Origin of the sequence: Paraglaciecola sp. (assembly GCF_030730205.1) — a bacterium.
Classification (GTDB): Bacteria; Pseudomonadota; Gammaproteobacteria; order Enterobacterales; family Alteromonadaceae; genus Paraglaciecola.
The window spans coordinates 9530-30484 of record NZ_JANQVQ010000059.1; the positions used below are offsets into that span (position 1 = coordinate 9530).

21 protein-coding genes are annotated in these 20955 nt (G+C 43.5%); 7 read left to right on the top strand and 14 right to left on the bottom strand.

Annotated elements, in window-relative coordinates; all coding sequences use genetic code 11:
* Positions 1-15: 15 nt before the first annotated feature.
* The 7 genes from hemB to tatA are packed head-to-tail and all read right to left on the bottom strand — an operon-like array spanning position 16 to position 5535.
* On the bottom strand, positions 16-1011 hold the full coding sequence (hemB, locus tag NWQ57_RS05360; RefSeq protein ID WP_306021105.1) for a porphobilinogen synthase: 996 nt from the start codon (positions 1009-1011) through the stop codon (positions 16-18).
* Between the two features lie 9 nt (positions 1012-1020).
* Positions 1021-2922 (bottom strand): diguanylate cyclase, encoded by a 1902-nt coding sequence (locus NWQ57_RS05365; protein ID WP_306021106.1) that lies wholly within the window; start codon positions 2920-2922, stop codon positions 1021-1023.
* Between the two features lie 10 nt (positions 2923-2932).
* A complete protein-coding gene (locus NWQ57_RS05370; protein WP_306021107.1) occupies positions 2933-3724 on the bottom strand; it encodes a TatD family hydrolase in 792 nt (263 codons plus the stop codon).
* 2 nt (positions 3725-3726) lie between these two features.
* Positions 3727-4227 (bottom strand): hypothetical protein, encoded by a 501-nt coding sequence (locus NWQ57_RS05375; protein WP_306021108.1) that lies wholly within the window; start codon positions 4225-4227, stop codon positions 3727-3729.
* 1 nt (position 4228) lies between these two features.
* Complete coding sequence (gene tatC, locus NWQ57_RS05380) at positions 4229-4975, bottom strand: twin-arginine translocase subunit TatC (protein ID WP_306021109.1); 747 nt, start codon at positions 4973-4975, stop codon at positions 4229-4231.
* A 6-nt stretch (positions 4976-4981) separates the two neighbouring features.
* The gene (gene tatB, locus NWQ57_RS05385) at positions 4982-5281 is read right to left on the bottom strand and encodes a Sec-independent protein translocase protein TatB (protein WP_306021110.1); all 300 of its coding nucleotides are present in this window, start codon (positions 5279-5281) and stop codon (positions 4982-4984) included.
* Positions 5281-5535 (bottom strand): twin-arginine translocase TatA/TatE family subunit, encoded by a 255-nt coding sequence (tatA, locus tag NWQ57_RS05390; RefSeq protein ID WP_306021111.1) that lies wholly within the window; start codon positions 5533-5535, stop codon positions 5281-5283. Before tatA ends, tatB begins: the two co-directional genes overlap by 1 nt.
* A gap of 143 nt (positions 5536-5678) precedes the next feature.
* Here tatA and NWQ57_RS05395 point away from each other — a divergent pair, with 143 nt between their 5' ends.
* Positions 5679-6599: a hypothetical protein gene (locus NWQ57_RS05395; protein WP_306021112.1), complete on the top strand. Its 921-nt coding sequence runs from the start codon at positions 5679-5681 to the stop codon at positions 6597-6599.
* Here the strand turns inward: NWQ57_RS05395 and ubiB are convergent.
* The 4 genes from ubiB to NWQ57_RS05415 form a co-directional block, all read right to left on the bottom strand.
* Complete coding sequence (gene ubiB / locus NWQ57_RS05400) at positions 6596-8221, bottom strand: ubiquinone biosynthesis regulatory protein kinase UbiB (protein WP_306021113.1); 1626 nt, start codon at positions 8219-8221, stop codon at positions 6596-6598. The two genes, NWQ57_RS05395 and ubiB, sit on opposite strands and share 4 nt — an antisense overlap.
* Positions 8222-8228: 7 nt before the next feature.
* Positions 8229-8855: an SCP2 domain-containing protein gene (locus tag NWQ57_RS05405; protein WP_306021114.1), complete on the bottom strand. Its 627-nt coding sequence runs from the start codon at positions 8853-8855 to the stop codon at positions 8229-8231.
* On the bottom strand, positions 8855-9637 hold the full coding sequence (ubiE, locus tag NWQ57_RS05410) for a bifunctional demethylmenaquinone methyltransferase/2-methoxy-6-polyprenyl-1,4-benzoquinol methylase UbiE (RefSeq protein ID WP_306021115.1): 783 nt from the start codon (positions 9635-9637) through the stop codon (positions 8855-8857). Before ubiE ends, NWQ57_RS05405 begins: the two co-directional genes overlap by 1 nt.
* A gap of 202 nt (positions 9638-9839) precedes the next feature.
* Positions 9840-10220: a VOC family protein gene (locus NWQ57_RS05415; RefSeq protein ID WP_306021116.1), complete on the bottom strand. Its 381-nt coding sequence runs from the start codon at positions 10218-10220 to the stop codon at positions 9840-9842.
* Positions 10221-10438: 218 nt separating this feature from the next.
* On the opposite strand from NWQ57_RS05415, the gene NWQ57_RS05420 reads away from it, so the two are divergent.
* Positions 10439-10957, top strand: coding sequence for a PepSY domain-containing protein (locus tag NWQ57_RS05420; protein WP_306021117.1), 519 nt, complete (start codon positions 10439-10441; stop codon positions 10955-10957).
* 180 nt (positions 10958-11137) lie between these two features.
* Positions 11138-12025, top strand: a complete 888-nt coding sequence (locus tag NWQ57_RS05425) for an SMP-30/gluconolactonase/LRE family protein (RefSeq protein WP_306021118.1) — start codon at positions 11138-11140, stop codon at positions 12023-12025.
* A gap of 249 nt (positions 12026-12274) precedes the next feature.
* On the opposite strand, the gene NWQ57_RS05430 is transcribed toward NWQ57_RS05425, so the two are convergent.
* Together NWQ57_RS05430 and prlC are read right to left on the bottom strand one after the other, a co-directional pair.
* Positions 12275-12964: a DNA-3-methyladenine glycosylase I gene (locus NWQ57_RS05430; protein WP_306021154.1), complete on the bottom strand. Its 690-nt coding sequence runs from the start codon at positions 12962-12964 to the stop codon at positions 12275-12277.
* 189 nt (positions 12965-13153) lie between these two features.
* Positions 13154-15205, bottom strand: a complete 2052-nt coding sequence (prlC, locus tag NWQ57_RS05435) for an oligopeptidase A (RefSeq protein WP_306021119.1) — start codon at positions 15203-15205, stop codon at positions 13154-13156.
* 200 nt (positions 15206-15405) lie between these two features.
* On the opposite strand from prlC, the gene gorA reads away from it, so the two are divergent.
* From gorA to NWQ57_RS05455, 4 genes are all read left to right on the top strand, one after another.
* Positions 15406-16776, top strand: coding sequence for a glutathione-disulfide reductase (gene gorA / locus NWQ57_RS05440; RefSeq protein WP_306021120.1), 1371 nt, complete (start codon positions 15406-15408; stop codon positions 16774-16776).
* Positions 16777-16937: 161 nt separating this feature from the next.
* Positions 16938-17900, top strand: a complete 963-nt coding sequence (locus tag NWQ57_RS05445) for a DUF2157 domain-containing protein (RefSeq protein ID WP_306021121.1) — start codon at positions 16938-16940, stop codon at positions 17898-17900.
* Entirely contained in the window at positions 17893-18936 is a 1044-nt protein-coding gene (locus tag NWQ57_RS05450) for a DUF4401 domain-containing protein (protein WP_306021122.1), read from the top strand. Before NWQ57_RS05445 ends, NWQ57_RS05450 begins: the two co-directional genes overlap by 8 nt.
* Complete coding sequence (locus tag NWQ57_RS05455) at positions 18929-19447, top strand: GDYXXLXY domain-containing protein (protein WP_306021123.1); 519 nt, start codon at positions 18929-18931, stop codon at positions 19445-19447. Before NWQ57_RS05450 ends, NWQ57_RS05455 begins: the two co-directional genes overlap by 8 nt.
* A gap of 40 nt (positions 19448-19487) precedes the next feature.
* Here the strand turns inward: NWQ57_RS05455 and NWQ57_RS05460 are convergent, their stop codons facing one another.
* On the bottom strand, positions 19488-20867 hold the full coding sequence (locus tag NWQ57_RS05460; RefSeq protein ID WP_306021124.1) for a lyase family protein: 1380 nt from the start codon (positions 20865-20867) through the stop codon (positions 19488-19490).
* Positions 20868-20955: the final 88 nt, after the last annotated feature.

Below are 20955 nucleotides of genomic sequence, written 5' to 3' on the forward strand. Positions count from 1 at the left end.
GTTTAAGTTTAAGGATTAAGCTTTCAGAAGGGCGGCTGCCTGTTTGGCAAAATAAGTTAAAATTCCGTCGGCTCCGGCACGTTTAAAAGCTAAAAGAGACTCCAAAATCACCTCGTCTTCTTTAAGCCAACCATTAGCAAATGCTGCTTTATGCATGGCATATTCCCCACTGACTTGGTACGCAAAGGTAGGCACCTTAAATTCTGATTTGCAGCGGCGCACAATATCCAAATATGGCATACCGGGCTTAACCATCACCATGTCAGCACCTTCCTGGATATCTAAGGCAATTTCACGCATGGCCTCATCAGAGTTAGCGGGATCCATCTGGTAGTTCTTTTTATTGCCCCCTTTAATGTTACCTGCCGAGCCAACAGCATCTCTAAAGGGCCCATAGTAGCTTGAAGCATACTTGGCCGAATAAGCCATGATACAGGTATTAATATAACCGTGGGTTTCCAGTGCTTGACGAATAGCCCCAATCCGGCCGTCCATCATATCTGAAGGGGCCACAATATCCGCACCCGCTTCAGCATGCGACAAGGCTTGCTTGACCAATATCTCAATGGTGGTGTCGTTTAATACATAAGCATTGTCATCGATAATGCCGTCTTGACCATGGATGGTAAACGGATCAAGAGCAACGTCCGTGATCACTGCAATCTCTGGCACAGCCTTTTTCAGCGCTCGTACTGCTTTTTGTGCTAAACCCTGCGGATTAAAAGCTTCACTGGCACACAAGGTTTTTAATTCAGCTGGGGTGACGGGAAAGAGGGCTAGCGCAGGAATACCCAATTGCACTAATTCTTTTGCCTCTTCTATAAGCAAATCAATCGTCACGCGCTCAATTCCGGGCATAGACGGGATTGCTTCACGCTGATTTGTGCCTTCAATAACAAACATCGGATATATTAAGTCTTGCGCGCTTAATATATTTTCTGCCATCAGTTGGCGAGTATAATGATGCTGTCTAAGTCGACGCATTCGGGTCGAGGGAAACTGTTCTGCCATGATTGTGTCCTATAGGTATTCATCATTAGCATCTAAAAAGATGCCTTTAACGTTATTGCGGCCTGCCTTTTTAGCTGAATAAAGCTGCTGATCAGCCGCGGCCAAAAGGGTGTCTTCAGCATCTTGCGGATTAACTATTGCCGTGGCAATTCCCGCACTAATAGTCAAACTTATATTATGACCATCAAATTGGATTATCTGTTTTTCAATTTTTTCTCTTACTTGCTCAACCAGAGCAGTCGCACCAGCTAGTTCAGTACTGGGTAAGATCAGCACGAATTCTTCGCCACCGTAACGGCATAAATCATCACTGGGCCTTTTTAAAGCGCCTTTAAGCATGCGAGCAACGGCTATTATGCATTCATCACCGGCCAAATGGCCGTACTTATCATTAACGCTCTTAAAATGATCGATGTCTAACATGACAATAGATAATTGCGTTCGCTCGCGGCGACTACGGCGAGTTTCTGCGATGTATTTTTTATCAAAGTAGCTGCGGTTACGCACACCTGTTAACGCGTCTAAGGTATTTTTCTCTTGCAGCTCACGGTTAATCTCAGATAACTCTCGTAAGGCAATTTCAAGTTCCAGCGTGCGCTCTTGAACCTTGTACTCCAGTTCTTCTTGGGTGTTTTCTTGTAAAGCCAGCATGCTTTCTTGGGTTTGTTTTTCTTCTATCGTCTTTGCCAGTAACTCATCTTGAGTTTGTTGCAAGGCTAGTCTTTGTTGGTTGTTATTAATGGCCAACACCAGCGCTAATAACAACGTTTCAATGGCGGCTCCAAGCACCATTAGGTAGTCAGACGGCAGGTCAAATTTAGCGATATTTAAATTATCTAAACAGATGATAAACCCAGCAAAAAATAATACGCTCCACGCCAAAGTGTAGACCCCAGCCAAACTCACACCTTTTGTCCATAGCCAAATACCTACGCCATAAATTAGCGCGCCACTGGCCAACAGCATGAACAAAAAGCCACTATTTAATAGGGGTAAGGGCACAAATAAGCTGAGCAACACTGATAAAAAATACAACAGTGCTAATAGGCGTAATAAGCGGCTTAATTTCAGGCTATAGCGTTTAACATCAAGCAATAAATCACAAAAAATAATAGAAAAAGCCACAGTTAAATTGGCAAAAATAGGCAAAGCATGTTGTTGAAACCACGGTGAGTTTGGCCATAGATGTTTATAGCCAAGACCATGTAAAGCCGCTAAAGACAAAGCCAAAAAGAAAACATATCCAGAATAAGCTGCAAAAACACCGAGTTTAGTGGTAGCAAAATTAAATAAACTGCTAATGCCCATTGCTAACATAAAGCCAAAAAACAGCCCCATAACAATATTGTATTCGCTCGCAAAACTCAGGTAGCTGGCTTGTGGCCACACATCAACTGACATACGTAAGGCCCCCGTTGTTTCTACGCGTATGTAAACGGTAATAAGCTGCTTAGCTTGGGGGACAGGAAAGATAAAACGCTCATTTTTGATGGGTCGTTGGTTAAAAGGTAAGCGATCACCACTATGATATTCAGCTAATACAAGACCGTTATCTTCGAACCAGACTGAAACGTTATCCAGCAATGGATAACCCACCTCTAGTAACCATGTTCGCTGCACATCTATCTGCGGTAAGGTCAATTTAAACCAATGAGGTGAAGCGGCCATTCCGAAAGAATAATTTCCTTGAGAGTCACTTTGCCACACTTGGCCGCGCTGCTTAATAATGGAATCTAAGGTAAATTGACTGTGATCATCAACAATATATTCGATACCTGTTACCCGGCTATAAACGGAACTTGTTGAAGCTTGAATGCTGGGATAAATAAAACCCATGATCACACAAAACAGTGCTACCACAACAAATAGCCAGTTGTTGGTTATTTTTATCTGTAGTGGGGCTGATTGCATGGTGGTAGCCTTATAAGGCCATACTGAACAAAGTATGGCTATTTATAATACTCTGGCTTTTTATCGCCTCAATCTCCACACCCATCAATTGCGCGACTTGCCCGGCGATAAATGGTAAGTAGGCAGGCTCGTTACTTCCACCGTCTATTTTACGATTGTTTGGCAAGCCTTTAGGACGCAAATACGGACTGTCTGTTTCTAACAATAAACGGTCTAATGGCAAGGTTTTAACTGCCGCTTGTAAGTCGAGTCCGCGCTTGGTGTCACATACCCAACCTGTAATGCCGATATATAAATCCAGATCTAAATAGGCCTGCATTTGCGCGGTGTTGCCAGTAAAACAATGCGCGACTCCACCAACGAGTTGAGGGCGATAGTGTTGTAATAATCGGATTTGTTCATCAAACGCATCACGTTCATGTAAAAAGACGGGCTTTTTACTCTGCACCGCAAGTTCCAGTTGTTGTTCAAATATCCTGAGTTGGTCAGCCTTGGTGGAAAAATTTCGATTAAAATCAAGACCACACTCACCTATGGCTTTGACGCACTCATGAGTGGCTAAGTGTTGCAGTTGCTGCATAACATCAGCACTAACGTCACTGGCATAGTGGGGGTGAACACCAGCAGTACAGTAAAGGTTCTGCGGATATTTAGCGCACCATTCGATGGCCTTGCTACTCTTTAGTACATTGGTTCCAGTAAGAATCAACTTACTTACTTGCGCTTCAAACGAACGCTGCACTACATCATCAAATGCTAATGGTTTTTCGGTGATGTTAACGCCTACGTCGACCCAGCCCATCGTTACGAAATTCGCTTCACACGTATTCTTTTATTTATACCCTCTTTACCTAAGAAAAACGAACCTAGCGCTCCCCTTTCAAGATAAATTTTATCCCCTTCTTTGACTCTAAAAATTTGGGAGTCTGATTGTCGCCAAACTTGACCATTTTCTAACTGCAAAATAAGCTTCTTACGCAAGTCGGTTTTAAGTTCGCTGATCGTAGAATATAACTTTTCATCAAGCTCTTGCTCTGCGGCTATTTTCTGCTCTAGACCGAAGTTTTTTACTCTTTCGTCAGTGCGGCTCTGTGCTTCTACTTGCTTAACCGAAGCAGACTCAGTTAGCGCCTCTACTGGCCGAGGGTTCTCTACCGGCGTTGCCGGTTTTGCGATATTGTCATAACAAACCAAGCGTTTTGTAGCATCATTAATAATACGACAATCAGCCAACTGCTTATCAAGTGTTTGACTCAAAGCGCCTGCACTTACAAGCAAAAACAAGGCATAGATTGTTCGTTTCATATCACACTTCCTCTTCTTCGTCCGTCTCGGCTTCTGCGTTTTTGGTGTAAAAACCACCAACAATCACACCGAATTCAAACAGTATCCACATAGGTACCGCTAACAAGGTTTGTGAAATAATATCTGGCGGCGTTAACAACATCCCCATCACAAAAACACCAACGATGACATAGGGGCGTTTTGCTCTTAATGACGCTGGTGTTGTCATGCCTGTCCAGCACATCAGTACAATGGCTACCGGGATTTCAAATGACAAACCAAAGGCAAAAAACATCTTTAATACAAAATCAAGGTAACTGGTGATATCGGTATTATTCACCACACCTTCCGGAACAACACTGGTGAAAAAAGCAAACACCAGCGGAAAGACCACATAGTAAGCAAATGCCATACCGGCATAAAAAAGTAAGGTACTCGAAAGCAATAGCGGTGCAACGAGTCGTTTTTCATTTTTATATAACCCAGGCGCCACAAAACCCCAAATTTGATACAGCACCATTGGTATGGCGATAAAAAACGACAATACGATAGTTAACTTAAAGGGGGCAAAAAATGATGAGGCCACGTCGGTTGCAATCATTTGGGCATTTGCGGGTAACACGTCTTGCAAAGGTGTCGCTAACCAGTGATAGAGATCATTGGCAAAATAAACAAGACACAAAAAAACGATAAACACACTGGCTACCGCTTTGAGCACTCGACTTCTTAGCTCAATTAAATGAGCAATCAAGCTATTGGGTTCAGCCATCTTGGATTACTCTTTTGAATAGGGTTTTTGTACGGACTTCGCCGCATTTCGCAGTTCATCTACCGACTCTTGTAACTGAGGTGATAAATTTTGCATATTTTGCTCTTCAGCCTTCTTCAAATTTTCATGCAATTCTTGAATTTTGAATTGCTGTTCAACTTCTTGCCGAAAGCCGTTGGCCATACCCTTAATTGAGCGAACCGTTCTGAGTGTTGAACGAATCGCGCCAGGGAGTTTTTCGGGCCCAAGTACGACAAGGGCCACAACACTAATAACAACCAGCTCAAAAAAGCCAATATCAAACATTACTTATGCTCTTTTTGTGCACTTGTTTGGGTTTGAGTTGTATCAGCAGCGACTTTAGATTTGTCTTCCACTTTTTCTTTTGATGGAAAATCGGCATCATCGTTGTCGTCTTTATCATCATCACTGACCGCTTTTTTGAAGCCCTTTACCGCAGAGCCTAGATCACCGCCCAAACTGCGCAATTTTTTAGTGCCAAATAAAAGGACAATGATGCCCAAAATAATCAATAATTGCGGAACACTAATTCCAAACATAAGTCACTCCTAATTCACTTGGAACCTATTATACGTAGCATTATCAAAACGTCACTGGATTTGATGTTTAATAATATTTCTAAACGTTAATAAAAAAATAAGATAGTCTAAAGAAGCGCTTACGATACAGGATCAGTAACAAAGTGAAACCGTTAATCACGTTTTTCCCGCTTTTTGTAATTACATTTTTTTGTAAACCTTGCTTGGGCGATGAGCAAGAAAAGCCATGGCTGGACGCCTTACATGAAAACATATCAGAATCAGTGAATGAGTCAGCCTTGTGGTTTGATGAGTTTTTTATGATTGACCAAAATAGCTTATCTGAAAAAGCCTTGGGAGAGGCAAGAATACAACTAGGCTGGAACCCACGTAGCCGCGAGTTAAACCAATTCGAGAACCGTTTTAAAATACGGTACAAGTTACCCAATTTAAAAAATCGGGTGGACTTGGTCTTATCAGATTACGATGACGAACAGCCAGATAACCTGCTACAAAACACCAGAGTAGACAGCCGTAATGAACAAAACCGTTTTAATTTAGCCTTACAATGGAAAGCCAAACCCGACAGTGGTCTGTCACATCGCATCGGTATTGGTCGCCGTTTACAACCCTATGTTAAAAGTCGCTATCGCATTGTGGCAGGCATAGGAACACAGGCTGACATTCGTTTAGAAAGCTCCGTTTACTACTACAGTAGTGACGGTTTTGGCGCTGAGTTTTCAGGGCGATACAGTTATGTTATTAACCCGGCGTCGATGTTTCGCTTTAATAATCATTTTTACTTTCGGGATGAGACCAACGATTGGCTGTGGCAGCATAGTTGGCAGCACTTAGTACAACTTGACGAAAAAAATGCCCTAATTTGTGGTTTATATATTGAAGGGCTGAGTCAGCCGAATTACCACTTAAATGAGTATCTAGCCAGTTCGCGTTGGCGCGTTAATGCCTTACGTGACTGGCTATTTTTTGAAGTTGAGCCTTACATTACATGGCGTAAAGACGAAGCTTTTTCAGCGTCTTATGGCATTGGTTTACGAGTAGAAGGCTACTTTGGCCAAAGCTAATCGATACGGGTATTAAGCGCAATAAACCAGCTAACAAGCCCTGCCATTGCAGGCGCTGCACACCACCACCAATGGTCTTGATAAAGGGGCACGATGGCACTAACGATAAACATCGTAGCGCCAATCAATAAGTACTGTATGCGCTTAGTTTGCTGACGTTGCCGAGCTTGTAATATTTCAAAATGTTGCCTTTGTTGCTCTGGCAATTTTTTAACCTGCTTTAAAGTGTCATAAATTAAATCAGGCATTTCAGGTAGCTTTTCAGACCAATAAGGCAAGTTCGCTTTAATTTTACTGTACATGGCTTTGACGCCAATTTGCTCTCTCATCCAATTTTCAAGGAAGGGTTTAGCGGTTTTCCATAAATCTAACTCAGGATACAGTTGCCGGCCTAAACCTTCGATGTAGAGCAAGGTTTTTTGCAGCAAGACCAATTGTGGCTGGATCACCATATTGAAGCGCCGCGCAGTATTGAACAGTTGCAACAGCACGTTGCTAAATTCAATTTCAGCCAAAGGCTTTTGAAAAATAGGTTCACATACACGGCGAATTGATGCTTCAAAATCATCGATATCAGTATTCGATGGCACCCAACCTGAATCGACGTGCAGCTGAGCCACTTTTCGATAATTGCGATTAAAAAAGGCAATAAAGTTTTCAGCCAAATAGCGTTTATCTTCGCTGTTTAAGGTGCCGACTATGCCAAAATCAATGGTGATATATTGCGGGTCATCAGGATTTAAAGGCGAAACAAAGATATTGCCCGGGTGCATATCCGCATGAAAAAAACTGTCACGAAATACTTGGGTAAAAAATACTTCCACCCCGCGCTCGGCGAGCTTTTTCATATTGGTATTGCGAGCGTTCAATTGAGCAATATCAGAAATGGGCGTGCCGTAAATTCGCTCCATCACCATCACATTTTTATGGCTGTAGTCACTATAAATAGTAGGCACGTACAAGGCTTCTGAGCCTTCAAAATTACGTTTAAATTGGATGCCATTGGCCGCTTCATGGCTTAAATCAAGTTCATCGATAATGGTGCGCTTATATTCTTCAACGACTTCTACTGGGCGCAAACGTTTACCGTCAGGCAGCAAATTTTGTAAGGCCGCCGCCACCGTGCGCATCAGCTCAATATCGGATTCAATGGTGCGCTTAATGTCAGGGCGTATCACTTTGATTACCACTTCTTTACCGGCCAAAGTGGCAGTATGAACTTGGGCTATAGACGCTGACGCTAAAGGCTTAGGATCGAAATCAGTAAACAAATCCGTGATTTGCTGCAAACCGAGAGATTTTAAAATAATTTGCTCAGCGACAGCACTATCAAAAGGCGCCACTTTGTCTTGCAAAATACTTAATTCACTGGCGATGTCTACGGAGAGTAGATCTTTGCGAGTAGACAGCATTTGACCAAATTTAATAAACACCGGACCTAGGGTTTGCAGCGCTAAACGAATTCTTACGCCCTGAGATTTTTCAGGGTGCTTATTGCGTAACCAAAAAAAGCCGTAACGCCCTAATTTGGCATACCAAGGCAGCCAACTGGGTGGAATAAGTTCATCTAAACCGTGTTGTAGAAGCACCTTGTTGATATGGTATAAACGTAAAATTCGCATTGCAGAATTATGCCTTGTGTGCTTTTTCAAGAATTGCCAATCTGGCCGCTAAACGGTCGGTGGCGCTGCGCAACTTAACCACATCTTCACTAAATTGATCGAGGGTCTGTTGATTAATGCCCACAGCCCCTTCTTTGGTTAAACGCTCTGCCCAAATTTCACGACTTTGCTGAATAAAATCCTGACTTTGCAACATGACTGATTTAGCGCTGTGGAAAGTTTGATGGGCAAACACATCATTGGTCACTTTTGCTAATTGTTCTTCCCAATCAATATCCAGTTCTTTTATAAGGTTGCTAAAGCTCTGGGCCACATAAATATCGCCAATGAGAATCAATTTTTGTTGTTGAATAAGCGCCGATAATTGGCTGCTGTCTTGTAACAACGGTAACGTCTCAAGGTTCAGCTCAATTAAACAATCTGGACGGGCACTTTCGCTGCCTTCTGATACAACTACACCCAAACTGATTTCATCAGAAAAGTGGAAAATGAGAGGCCAAGGTAATTCACGTACTCGCACCTGTAGATTGCGCCCTTTAAGCTTTCGCAATTTAGCGGCGCTGTCAGGGTCAAGTTGCAGTAATTTATTCAGGGCACGCTCTAGACCCGAGCTGACTAACTGGGCAAAAGGCATTAAAACTTAAACCCTCGGTGCAAGGCAACAATGCCTCCAGTCAGATTTTGGTAAGTGGTTTGCTCGAAACCCACCGCTTCCATCATGCTCTTTAGCACCTCTTGCTCGGGGTGCATGCGAATGGATTCAGCCAAATACTGATAACTATCTGCATCGTTGGCCACCAATTGTCCAATTTTAGGCAACAAATGAAATGAATACGCATCGTACGCTTTATTCAACAGCTCGTTGGTCGGTTTAGAAAATTCTAGTACCAGTAAACGTCCGCCAGGCTTGAGAACACGGTACATTGACGCCAAAGCCTTATCTTTGTCGGTGACATTACGTAAGCCAAAGGCGATAGTAATAATATCAAAGGTATTGTCTGGAAAAGGCAATTCTTCGGCATTAGCTTGTACATAATCAACGTTACCGACCACCCCTAAATCGCGCAGTTTATCGCGACCCACCTTGAGCATTGCATCGTTTATATCCGCCAAGACAACCTGTCCCGACTCGCCTACGATACGTGAGAATTTGGCCGTTAAGTCACCGGTTCCACCCGCTAAATCAAGCACTTTGTGACCGGCGCGTACACCGCTGCAATCAATGGTGTAACGTTTCCATAAACGGTGAATGCCCATGGACATTAGATCATTCATGATGTCATATTTAGCCGCAACCGACTGAAATACGTCTTTTACCATGTTCACTTTTTGGGTTTTATCAACCGTCTTAAAACCAAAGTGAGTTTGTTCTTGATTGTTTTGTTCAGTTGCTTGTGGGTTATTACTCACGATCATGACTTTTCCTTCCTAAACGAGAGGCTAGTTTACCCAAATTGCGAGTCAGTCAACAGTGAAGAATGAAATTTGTCGGAAAGAGATTAACTGGGGCTGATACGTCAACCGCCGAAGCATAGAAAAATCAAAATTGAAATAAAACCAGCAGTGTCACACAAGCAGCAGGGAAACAGACATTGCTTCCCCTTTGGGGCTTACTATCTTAAACCACGCGGTGTAAAGCACATACTTTGTTGCCTGAAGGATCGCGTAAATAAGCGAGGTACAACTGACGCCCACCACCACTGCGTATACCGGGAGGATCTTCACAGCTCACACCGCCGTTTTCTAAACCTGCTTTATACCAAGCATCAGCTAATTCTGTTGAGCTTGCGGCAAATCCGATCGTACTGCCATTACCATGGCAGGCTGCTTCGCCGTTAATCGGTTTACTCAGGGCAAAAATACCTGCATCAGTAAAATAGAAACAACGGCCCTTATCGTCAATTACACCAGGTTTATGGCCCAAGGCACCTAAAATAGCATCATAAAACACTTTTGATTCGGCAACATCATTTGCACCGATCATGACATGACTAAACATTCTGCAACTCCTATTAAATAACTATCTCGGTCGACATCAAACCACTGAGTAGAGCGCTGACCAAATCATCTTTATTACTGCTAAACAATAAGTGAAACAAATACACTGACATATATTATTCCTATTACGATGATAGAGCGGGTGGAAAGGTCATCGATTCCCCCCCTAAATTACGCTAACCTAGCGCCATCATTAATTTGTAAAAAACACTATTCACTATGGCATCCCCTAAAACTCATAATACTTTTCGTCAACTGCATCGTTGGTTGGGCTTTTTTCTTGCAGGCATCATGATGGTTTACGCTAGCAGCGGCGTACTACTTATTTTTAGAAACACGGATACGCTCAAATACGATCAACAAGAAATAAAGCAACTTGCAGTCAATTTGAACGCTGATGCCTTAGCAAGTGAACTACGCTTACGAAATTTTAGTGTCACGGGTCAAGAAGACGGCATTATCCGTTTTAATCAAGGCAGTTATGATCGCAATTCAGGCATCGCCACCCTGCAACTTAAAGACTACCCACCGGTTATCAAACATCTGGTTAAACTACACAAAGCGACCACCAACAGCCCGCTTTATTGGCTCAATATTAGTTTTGGTGTAACCCTACTCTTTTTTGTTATCTCGGCATTTTTAATGTTTATGCCCCGCAGCAGTTTGTTTAAAAACGGCCTTAAAATCGCAGGAGCAGGGTTTATTTTTGCCATCCTAGTTGTGATATTTGGTTCGTAAGGGTCTTTTTTTCTTATAAATTGCACTAGTTTTGCAAAACCGTTGCGAACTAGTGCAAAACACTTAAGCTTAAGAAATCGTTTTCTTAAGACACGTAAATCCATGAAATCAATCTACTCCTGTTTTGTTGCCAGTCTTGTGCTGTGCGCTTGCCAACCTAGCTCCGCTCTAGATGCATCAATGGCTAGCCCTTTACCTCTTTTTTGTCATGACGCAGGCTCAGGTACGGTCAATGCGCACAGCGCCGTTAATCTGGTAGCTGATAATTTTGTCTTTCTCGAAGGCCCGGTTTGGATTGAGTCACTCAATAGTTTTTTATTTTCTGAAATGGACTTTAACGGACCGCAAGACAAGGGCCCCCGTTCTGTGATTCATCGCCTAAGCTTGCCAAACAAAATAGAGGTATTTATTGATAATGCCGGCAGTAATGGCCTTGCTACCGATGGTAAAGACCTATTAGCAACCACCCACGATGATCAGGGTTTAACTCGTTACAGTCTACCCAACAAAGCGCGAACTGAAGTGCTCGATAGCTATCAAGGTAAGCAGTTTAATTCACCCAACGATTTAGCTATTTCTGCTCTAGGAGATATTTATTTTAGTGATCCTGATTGGCAACTAGGCAGCAGAGAAAATCAAACGGGCATGACAGGGGTATATCACCTCAACGGCAAAGGTGAGGTTGCCGTAGTCGATGGAAGTTTGCAAAAACCCAATGGTGTCACGCTTTCTATCGACCAAGATGTTCTGTATGTAGGTGATGTTGATGGTAAAATTGGTCGCTACACTATCGAGGGCGATGGGAGCACTGGGCAGCGAGACGAATTTGCTAAGGTCGACGGTCCCGACGGCATGGGCATGGATTGCGCAGGTAATTTGTATGTTACCAGTCATGCTGCAGGGCAATTACATGTCATTTCTCCACAAGGACAATCGTTAGCTGTCATCGATGTTGCGCCGCAACTAACCAATATTGCCTTTGGCGGCCCCGATCATAAAACCATACTGCTAACTGCCGGTGGCAAACTGTTCACCATCGACAGCCCAATTGCCGGCCTGCCTTATTAATTGCAGCGCTGCACTTGGTCTTTGTCGAACCACCATTAGGCGCAAGAGCCTCGATGGCTAAACGTCTATTTTGAGGAGTAAAGGGCTGCAATCATTATTCGGCCCTGGCCTACGACTCTAGCCAATGCATATTATCAATCGCTAAATCAATACTCTACGCCCTATCGCGCTATATAGGCTTTGTTTTAAAAGCGATGTTATTGGCAACGAATGCCAATTAAATTCGCCTCGCCTTATGGTAGCGCATAGCTAAGCGTAATTATCTCCCACACTATTAGCGATGATAATACTGATTTCTTGTAAAGAACGACCGCTTTGTTGCTGTAGTTCGTTAAAGCTATGCTGAATAGCGTTAAGGCTTCCTTTGGTTTGTAAACCGCCCGAAATCACATCTCGCTGACGAAAATACATTTCAATATCTCTGGTAAGTAAAAACGTATCTTTACCCAAAGCGCGCAAGGCATAAGGCCCTGTATTTCCACCTAAGCGTGCACCGCTTTTTTTCAAAAAATGCCATAAACCAATGATGTCATTGGTGGGCCACTGGGCAATGAACTTTGCAAAACTGCCGTGTTCACGCCTAATACTGTCTATCATCAAGGCATTTTCACGTATTGTTTTTACCTTGGAAAAGTTACGGATAATGGCAGGGTCTTGCGCCTTGGACTCCAGCATTTCATCAGGCATCATTAACAACTTGTCAATGTCGAACTGCCAAAACACTCGTTCAAAATCAGGCCATTTGTTGCGCACAACGCGCCATACAAACCCTGACTGAAACACTTTTTTAGTCAATTCAGCTAAAAAACGGTCATCCCCTACTTTAGCCAGTTGGCTGTCACTCAGCGGTTTACTCAAGAGGCTATCAAGCACCTTTGGGCCGCCTTTGCGCTCGCAAGCTCGTTGATAAATCGCCTGAAATTTTTCTAATTTTTGCATATGTCCAACAATATTTTTAGCTTTTAACAAGCACGCTATTTTTAGCTTAAATAACAGGTTAGTTCTTTTTACTAAGTGGTTGGCCTTGCAACAAAGCCGTCAAGTTCCCCCCCTGAGTGTATTTTTCATGCTCGATTAGGGTGAGTGAACGCAGACAATGCAGTTGCAAGGTCAAGTATGACGCGTAAATTAGGCAGCTATCCCACTATGACGCAACAAAGCATCCACTTCTGGCTCACGGCCTCTAAAGGCCACAAACAATTCCATCGGCTCTTTACTGCCACCCATTTCTAAAATGTGTGTTAAAAAGTCACGGCCCGTTTTTGGATTAAAAATACCTTCTTCTTCAAAGCGGCTAAAGGCATCGGACGATAGTACTTCGGCCCACTTATAGCTGTAATAGCCTGCAGCGTAGCCACCAGCAAAAATATGTCCAAAACTATTTTGAAAACGATTAAAGCTTGGTGGAATATTCACTGCAACTTGTGAACGTACCTTGTTTAATAGGTCTTGTACCGGCGTTTGCTCAGCATCAATAAATTGCTCATGCAAATTAAAATCGAACAAACTAAATTCTAATTGACGCACCATTTGCATGGCCGATTGAAAATTCCGCGCCGCTAACATGTTATCGAGCAACAATTGCGGTAAAGGCTCACCGCTTTCAAAATGCCCCGATATAAAATTTAAGGCTTCTGGCTGCCAACACCAGTTTTCTAAAAACTGACTTGGCAATTCAACGGCATCCCAGGCAACACCACTGATACCTGATACACCGCCCACTTCAACTTTTGTCAGCATGTGGTGAATGCCGTGACCAAATTCATGGAACAAGGTCACCACTTCATCATGAGTAAATAGGGCAGGTTTACCCCCTACCGGACCTGAAAAATTACAGGTTAAATATGCTACCGGTGCTTGTAATTCGCCGTTGGCTTTAATGCGACGGGTTTGACACACATCCATCCACGCGCCACCGCGTTTTTTTGCTCTGGCGTATAAATCTAAGTAAAAGCTACCGCGCAGCTCGCCTTCACTGTCAGTAATTGAATAAAAACTGACATCAGGGTGCCACGTATTAATATCTTGCTGCTCAGTGATAGTTAAACCATATAGGCGTGATACCACTTCAAACAAGCCTTTTAGTACTGTTGGTTTAGGGAAGTACGGACGTAATTGTTCATCAGAAATTTTATAGGTTTGTTCTTTAAGTTTTTCGCTGTAATACGCAATGTCCCACGCTTGTAGGTCGCTTGCGCCAAACAATTCTTGTGCGTACGCACGCAGTTCCGCCATATCTTGCTGAGCTTGAGGTTGAGAACGCTTAGCTAAGTCGAGCAAAAAGCCGTTAACTTGTTCAGTTGAATTAGCCATTTTGCTGGCCAAGGAATAGTCTGCGTAGTTGGCAAAATCCAGTAGTCTGGCCTCTTCTTGGCGCAGCGCTAAGGTTTCATTGATAATATCGGTGTTATCCCACTGCCCAGCATTGGGGCCCTGCTCAGATGCACGTGTGCTATAGGCTCGGTACATTTCTTCACGTAAATCACGGTTATCCGCGTAGGTCATTACTGGTAAATAGCTAGGGATATCCAGGGTAAATAACCAGCCGTCTAATTCTTTTTGTTCAGCGGCTTGCGCGGCGGCAGCTAAGGCTGACTCGGGTAAACCTGCTAACATACTTTCATCAGTAATGTGCTTGTGCCAACCAAGCGTGGCGTCCATCACATTGTTACTAAAGGTTGAGCCTAAATCCGATAAGCGACTTTGAATTTCTGCGTAACGTTGCTTTTTCTGGCCGTCAAGGGCTACACCAGAGAGCTTAAAATCACGGATAGCATGCTCAATCACTTTTTGCTGAGCTTGTGACAACTGATCAAATTCAGCACTTTGCTGAATTTGCACATAAGCATTGTACAAATCAGTGTTTTGCCCCACCCAAGTAGAAAACTCAGACAAGGCTGGCAAGCAACCATCGTGGGCTTCACGTAAGTCATCATTACTTACAACAGAGTTCATGTGAGATACCGGTGACCACATTAGGCTCAATTGGTCATCTACTTCTTCAAGAGGAGCAACTAAGTTATCCCACGTAAATGTTGTTTGGGTGAGCAGTTCGTTAATTTTAGCTTTGCAGTTTTCTATTCCCTGCATGATGGCCGGTTGAATGTGCTCAGGCTTAATTTCAGAAAAACGGGGTAAGCCAGATAAATCTTGTAAGGGATTGCGTGTTTGTTCAGTCATAGTGGGCTCTTATTCAGTCCTAGTGGCTTAGAAGTTGGGATAATACGGTGAAAACTCAAGGTATGAAGCAAAATTCACTTGCTGCCAACACACTGCTCCAATGAAAGCGATTAACTTGATTGATTAATTACACTATTATTTTTACGCCAAGACCATTATCTTGGACACAGATTTTTAGATCACTTTATAAGGTAAAAACAATGACAACTCAGGCAGACAATCAAACAACCGATTTTGACTATATTTGTATTGGCGGTGGTAGCGGTGGTATCGCATCGGCAAATCGCGCCTCTAAGTACGGTCAACGGGTCGCTATCATTGAAGCCAAAGCCATTGGTGGTACCTGTGTGAATGTAGGTTGTGTACCCAAAAAAGCCATGTGGTACGGAGCACAAGTCGCTGAAGCGATTAACCTTTACGCTCCTGATTATGGCTTTGATATTACCGTGAATAATTTTGACTGGAAAACACTGGTAGCAAGTCGCGAAGCCTATATCAAACGCATACACGGCTCTTACGATCGCGTATTAGGCAATAATAATGTTACCGTTATTAACGGCTTTGCCACCTTCGTTAATAAAAATACCGTTGAAGTGAATGGTAAACATTACACGGCAAAACACATCTTAATCGCTACCGGTGGTCGCCCTAATATTGATGATGTACCTGGAGCAGAGCATGGCATTACCTCTGACGGCTTTTTTGCCTTAGAAGAACAACCCAAGCGCGTAGTGGTAGCAGGCGCAGGTTATATTGCTGTTGAGCTTGCAGGCGTATTACATAGTTTGGGTAGTGAAACCCATTTGGTTGTACGTAAAAACTCGCCCTTACGTAACTTCGATATGATGATTTCAGAAACCTTAGTCGACATCATGAAAGAAGAAGGCCCCACCCTGCATACGCACAAAGTCATTCAAGAAATTATCAAAAATGATGATGGCAGCTTAACCGTGATTTTATCTGATGGCGAAGTCATCGAAACTGACTGCTTCATCTGGGCCATTGGTCGTAGCCCTGCAAACGACAAAATAGGCTTAGATAAGATCGGCGTTGAGCTCGATGAAAAAGGGTATATCAAGGTCGATAAATTTCAAAATACCAGCGTTAAAAATATTTATGCGGTAGGTGATAACATTGGCAAAATCGAATTGACGCCGGTGGCCGTCAAAGCAGGTCGCTTATTGTCAGAACGTTTATTTAATGGCAAAACCGATGCCCACATGGATTATGAGTTGATCCCAACGGTGGTATTTAGTCACCCGCCAATTGGCACTATTGGTTTGACTGAATTAGAAGCCATTGAAAAATATGGTGAAGATAATATCGAAGTGTTCAACTCAAGCTTTGCGGCTATGTACACCGCCGTTACGTCTCACCGTCAAGTCACCAAAATGAAACTGGTATGCGCTGGCAAAGAGAAAAAAGTGGTGGGCCTACACGGTATTGGCTTTGCGATGGACGAAATTATTCAAGGATTTGGCGTGGCCATGAAAATGGGCGCAACTAAAGCTGATTTTGATGCTTGCGTCGCCATTCACCCCACCTCTTCTGAAGAATTTGTGACCATGTAAATTATATCAAGCCCGCGTCGATGCGGGCTTTTTTGATTAACAACTCAAGCGGTTTTCTTCTTAAATGAGTGTCTGATCTTGTTGCTTAATTGACTTTTTATTACGTTGCTATCACAGTTGCAATCCTAGGGGCAGGAAACCTTCTTCGTACAGGACAATACATGTCGCAACGTCAAGTGTTGAGTCACTTAGTCGAACACCAAAAAATCGCTGACCACGATATTGATCAGGCCTTACATACCAGTAAAGTCTACCCTTCGGCCCATGCATGGCCGGCCTTCATTAATCAGCTGATGCTATGGTTTGGCAGCTTAGCGGTAGTGTGTGGCGTGATATTTTTTATCGCGGCTAATTGGCAAGATATGGGTCGTGTGGTCAAATTTGTTTTTTTGCAAAGTTTGATTGTCATCAGCGTGATTGCCTATTTACGCTTAGAAAAAAAAACCTTATTTAGCCAAGTTGCACTCACCAGCGCCTTTATTTTGCTGGGCGCTTTAATGGCTTATTTCGGCCAAACCTATCAAACCGGCGCTGACCCTTGGCAATTGTTTTTTAATTGGGCCTTGCTTGGTTTACCGTGGGTAATCATTGCATGCTTCACGCCCTTGTGGCTGCTGTTTTTAGTGCTACTTAATCTAAGTCTGAGTTTATATCACGATGCGCTTGGCGCTCTTTTACCCTTTGGCATCGGCCGAGAAAACAGCTTATTTTGGAGTCTGTGGCTACTGAATAATAGCAGTTTACTGGTTTGGGAATTGCGCCGGCATGTTCACCCATGGCTCAATCAAACCTGGTTTGGTCGCACCCTTGCCGTGGCAACGGTGTTCAACGCTAGTGCTTTAGCCATGATGGCCATTTTTTCGTTTAATACTTCAAGTTTCGGCGGCCTGCTGTGGATAGCTCTGATGGCCTTCGCATTTTGGTTTTACTGGAAACGGCGCCCCGACTTATTCATGTTAGCCCTGTGTTGCTTATCAACTATCGTTGTTGTAGTTGCTTGGTTTGCTCACCTGCTTGAAAACGCGCTTGACGTTTATTCACTGTTATTTTTACTTACAATCGGCTTAACAACCGCAGCAACAATGTGGCTTAAAAAGTTAATGAAGGAGTTTAGCCATGCATGAGCCAGCTAAGCTGTTAAGTTTGCTAACTGAAAAGCAACTCATTATCCCACCTATAACGCTGACCAACGACAACCAATCTCCTTGGTTTATCAAAGTACTCTTAGCCATTGCTGGCTGGTTGGCTGCTTTGTTTTGCTTTGGCTTTTTTGCCATTACCTTGCTTGATTTAGTCGATAATAACGTGGTGCGAGCCATTATTGGAGTCATCACTATCTTCGGAGCGTTTTTTATTCTCAAAGCGCCACAGTCAGAATTTTTTGAACATATTGGCTTGGCGGTGAGTTTAAACGGCCAGGCTTTAATAGGCTGGGCCTTGTTTGATTATTTTGCCTCCCAAGACACGCTGCTATGGGCCATAGTTTTGGTGCTTCAATCAGCTCTGGCATGGCTCATGCCGAGTTTCTTACACCGTTTATTTTCAACCCTCGCCGCCGCTTTTGCACTGAGCCTATTACTGGCAATATTCGGTCTTTCTTCTTTGTTTAGCAGTATATTAATGATGGGCGCGGCCTGGCTGTGGTTACACGAGTTTAGACTTAAATCGCTTTCACGCACTCGGGCTATTGCCTATGGAATTACCCTTGGCTTAATCGCCATAAAAGCCTCAAGCAACACCTCTGACTTGTGGCCAGAACTCGAAAGTGCAACGATTAACCAGTGGATAGACGAGGGGCTAAATTGCTTAATTTTGCTGTATATCAGTTGGCAGTTATTACAACGCTATGACATCGCTATTCCTTCAGCTCACGCTAACTTAGTCTTAGTTGCAACTTTGTTGCTTGGTTTAGCGTCGCTGCAAACACCTGGCGTAGCCGTTGCCATGATGCTCATCATATTAGGGTATTCGTCTAGTCATGCAACACTCATGGGGCTGGGCACTATCGCTGGCCTGTTTTACTTATCAAAGTACTACTATTCACTTGAGCTTAGCCTAAACGAAAAGGCCCTTAGCTTAGCCTTGGTGGGTGTGACCTTGATAGCCATGAGTAAAACCTTAAATTGGTGGCTAAGCCGAGGATCATCACAGCATGAATAAAATCATTGCTCTGTTGGGCTTACTTTTAGCCCTTGGATTAATTAACTGGTCGATTTATGTTAAAGAACAGCACCTCATCCACGGCGATATCGTCAAACTAAAATTAGCACCGGTTGATCCGCGGTCTTTGATGCAAGGCGACTACATGGCCCTGCGTTTTGAATTGTCGCAAGCCATTTATGAAGCCCTGCCCAAACTAGAATCTCAGACGTTTTGGGACTCAGGTCTCGCTAACCTTGATGGCTGGGTCATTGTAGAAATAGATACCCAAGGAATAGCCCGCTTTGTTGCTTTAGATTCAGGACAAGCGCTTGGCGATAAGCAGCGCAAACTGCAATATCGTGTGCGCAATGGCCAAGTCAAATTTGCTACTAATGCCTTCTTTTTCGCAGAAGGCAGTGCTGACATTTATGACGCTGCTCAGTACGGTAAATTTAGAGTTAATCAACAAGGTGAAGTTTTACTCACGGGTATGCTCGACAAAGCGTTATTCCCTTTGGGTGAACAATAAAAACTCACTTACTCCTTATCTGATAATAGTGAGGCTAAGCTTAATTCACTCCTTTAGTTAAATGCATTGGGTCGAGCAATTGCTCCAGTTCTTGCCGTGAAATGTCAGTATGTTCTTCGGCCACATCGATGATGGGGCGTTTTTGTTGGTAGGCCAGCTTGGCAATTTCTGCCGCTTTGGCATATCCAATTAGAGGATTGAGTGCCGTCACTAGGATTGGATTGCGATGCAGCGCGTGTGCTATTTGCTCTTGATTCACCGTAAAATCACAAATAGCCTTATCAGCCAATAAGGTGGCACTATGACTTAACAATGACATACTACTTAGCAGGTTTTGAGCAATCATAGGTAGCATCACATTTAATTCAAAATTACCTGACTGGCCACCAAGGGTGATGGCTGTGTCATTGCCTATCACCTGTGCCGCTGCCATGGCTACCGCTTCGGGTATAACAGGATTCACTTTTCCGGGCATAATCGACGAGCCTGGCTGTAAGGCCTTTAAAGAAATTTCACTCAAGCCCGCTAAAGGGCCTGAGTTCATCCAGCGCAAATCGTTGGCGATTTTCATCAATGTCACGGCTAAGGATTTACACATTCCTGACAAGGTCACAGCAGTATCTTGAGAGGCTATTAAGGCAAAAAAATTATCACCCACCGTAAATTGCAAACCGGTGTGCTCACTTAATACTTGGCTGAATTTTATTGCAAGGTGTTTGGGGGCGTTCACCCCTGTACCCACCGCTGTGCCGCCTAGCGCCAAAGTTTGTATCGCAGATTGGATACTTTTTAAGGTGCTTATTTGTTGCTGGATTTGCGCAGCCCAACCGAGCAAGCTTTGATCCATTCTAACGGGCATAGCATCCATTAGATGGGTGCGACCTGTTTTGCAAAACGATTCTAAGGTTTTGGCTTTGCTGTTAATGGTGTCTAGTAAGTGCTGCAAAGCGGGAAGGAGTTTTTGTTCAAGCGCTAAAGCGGCGCTCACATGGATGCACGTGGGAATAACGTCATTACTGCTTTGACCATAATTTACATGATCATTGGGATGGATACTTAAGCCTGAAAGCTGACTGGCTAACTTAGCAATAACTTCATTAGCGTTCATGTTGGTACTGGTACCTGAACCCGTTTGAAATACATCAACCGGAAAGTGGCGCATCAGCTGTGGATCAGCCAACAATGTTTGGCAAGCCGCTGAGATCCCTTGCCCTGTGTCAGCTTGCACCTCACCTAGTGAGACATTGACCTGAGCAATCATATCTTTGATCAGGATTAAGGCTTGAATAAAAGCCTCTGGCATCGTTTGCCCGCTGACTGGAAAGTTGTTAATGGCCCGCTGAGTTTGTGCACCATAAAGCGCATCTTGAGGAACTTCTAGCTCTCCCATACTGTCTTGTTCAATTCTCACTTTGCTCATCGTTACTCTCCTTTGTCATGTCTCCTAGACAATAGACAGTCAGCGGTATGAAACGCGTATTCTCATTGTCTTAAGGATTACTACTTAT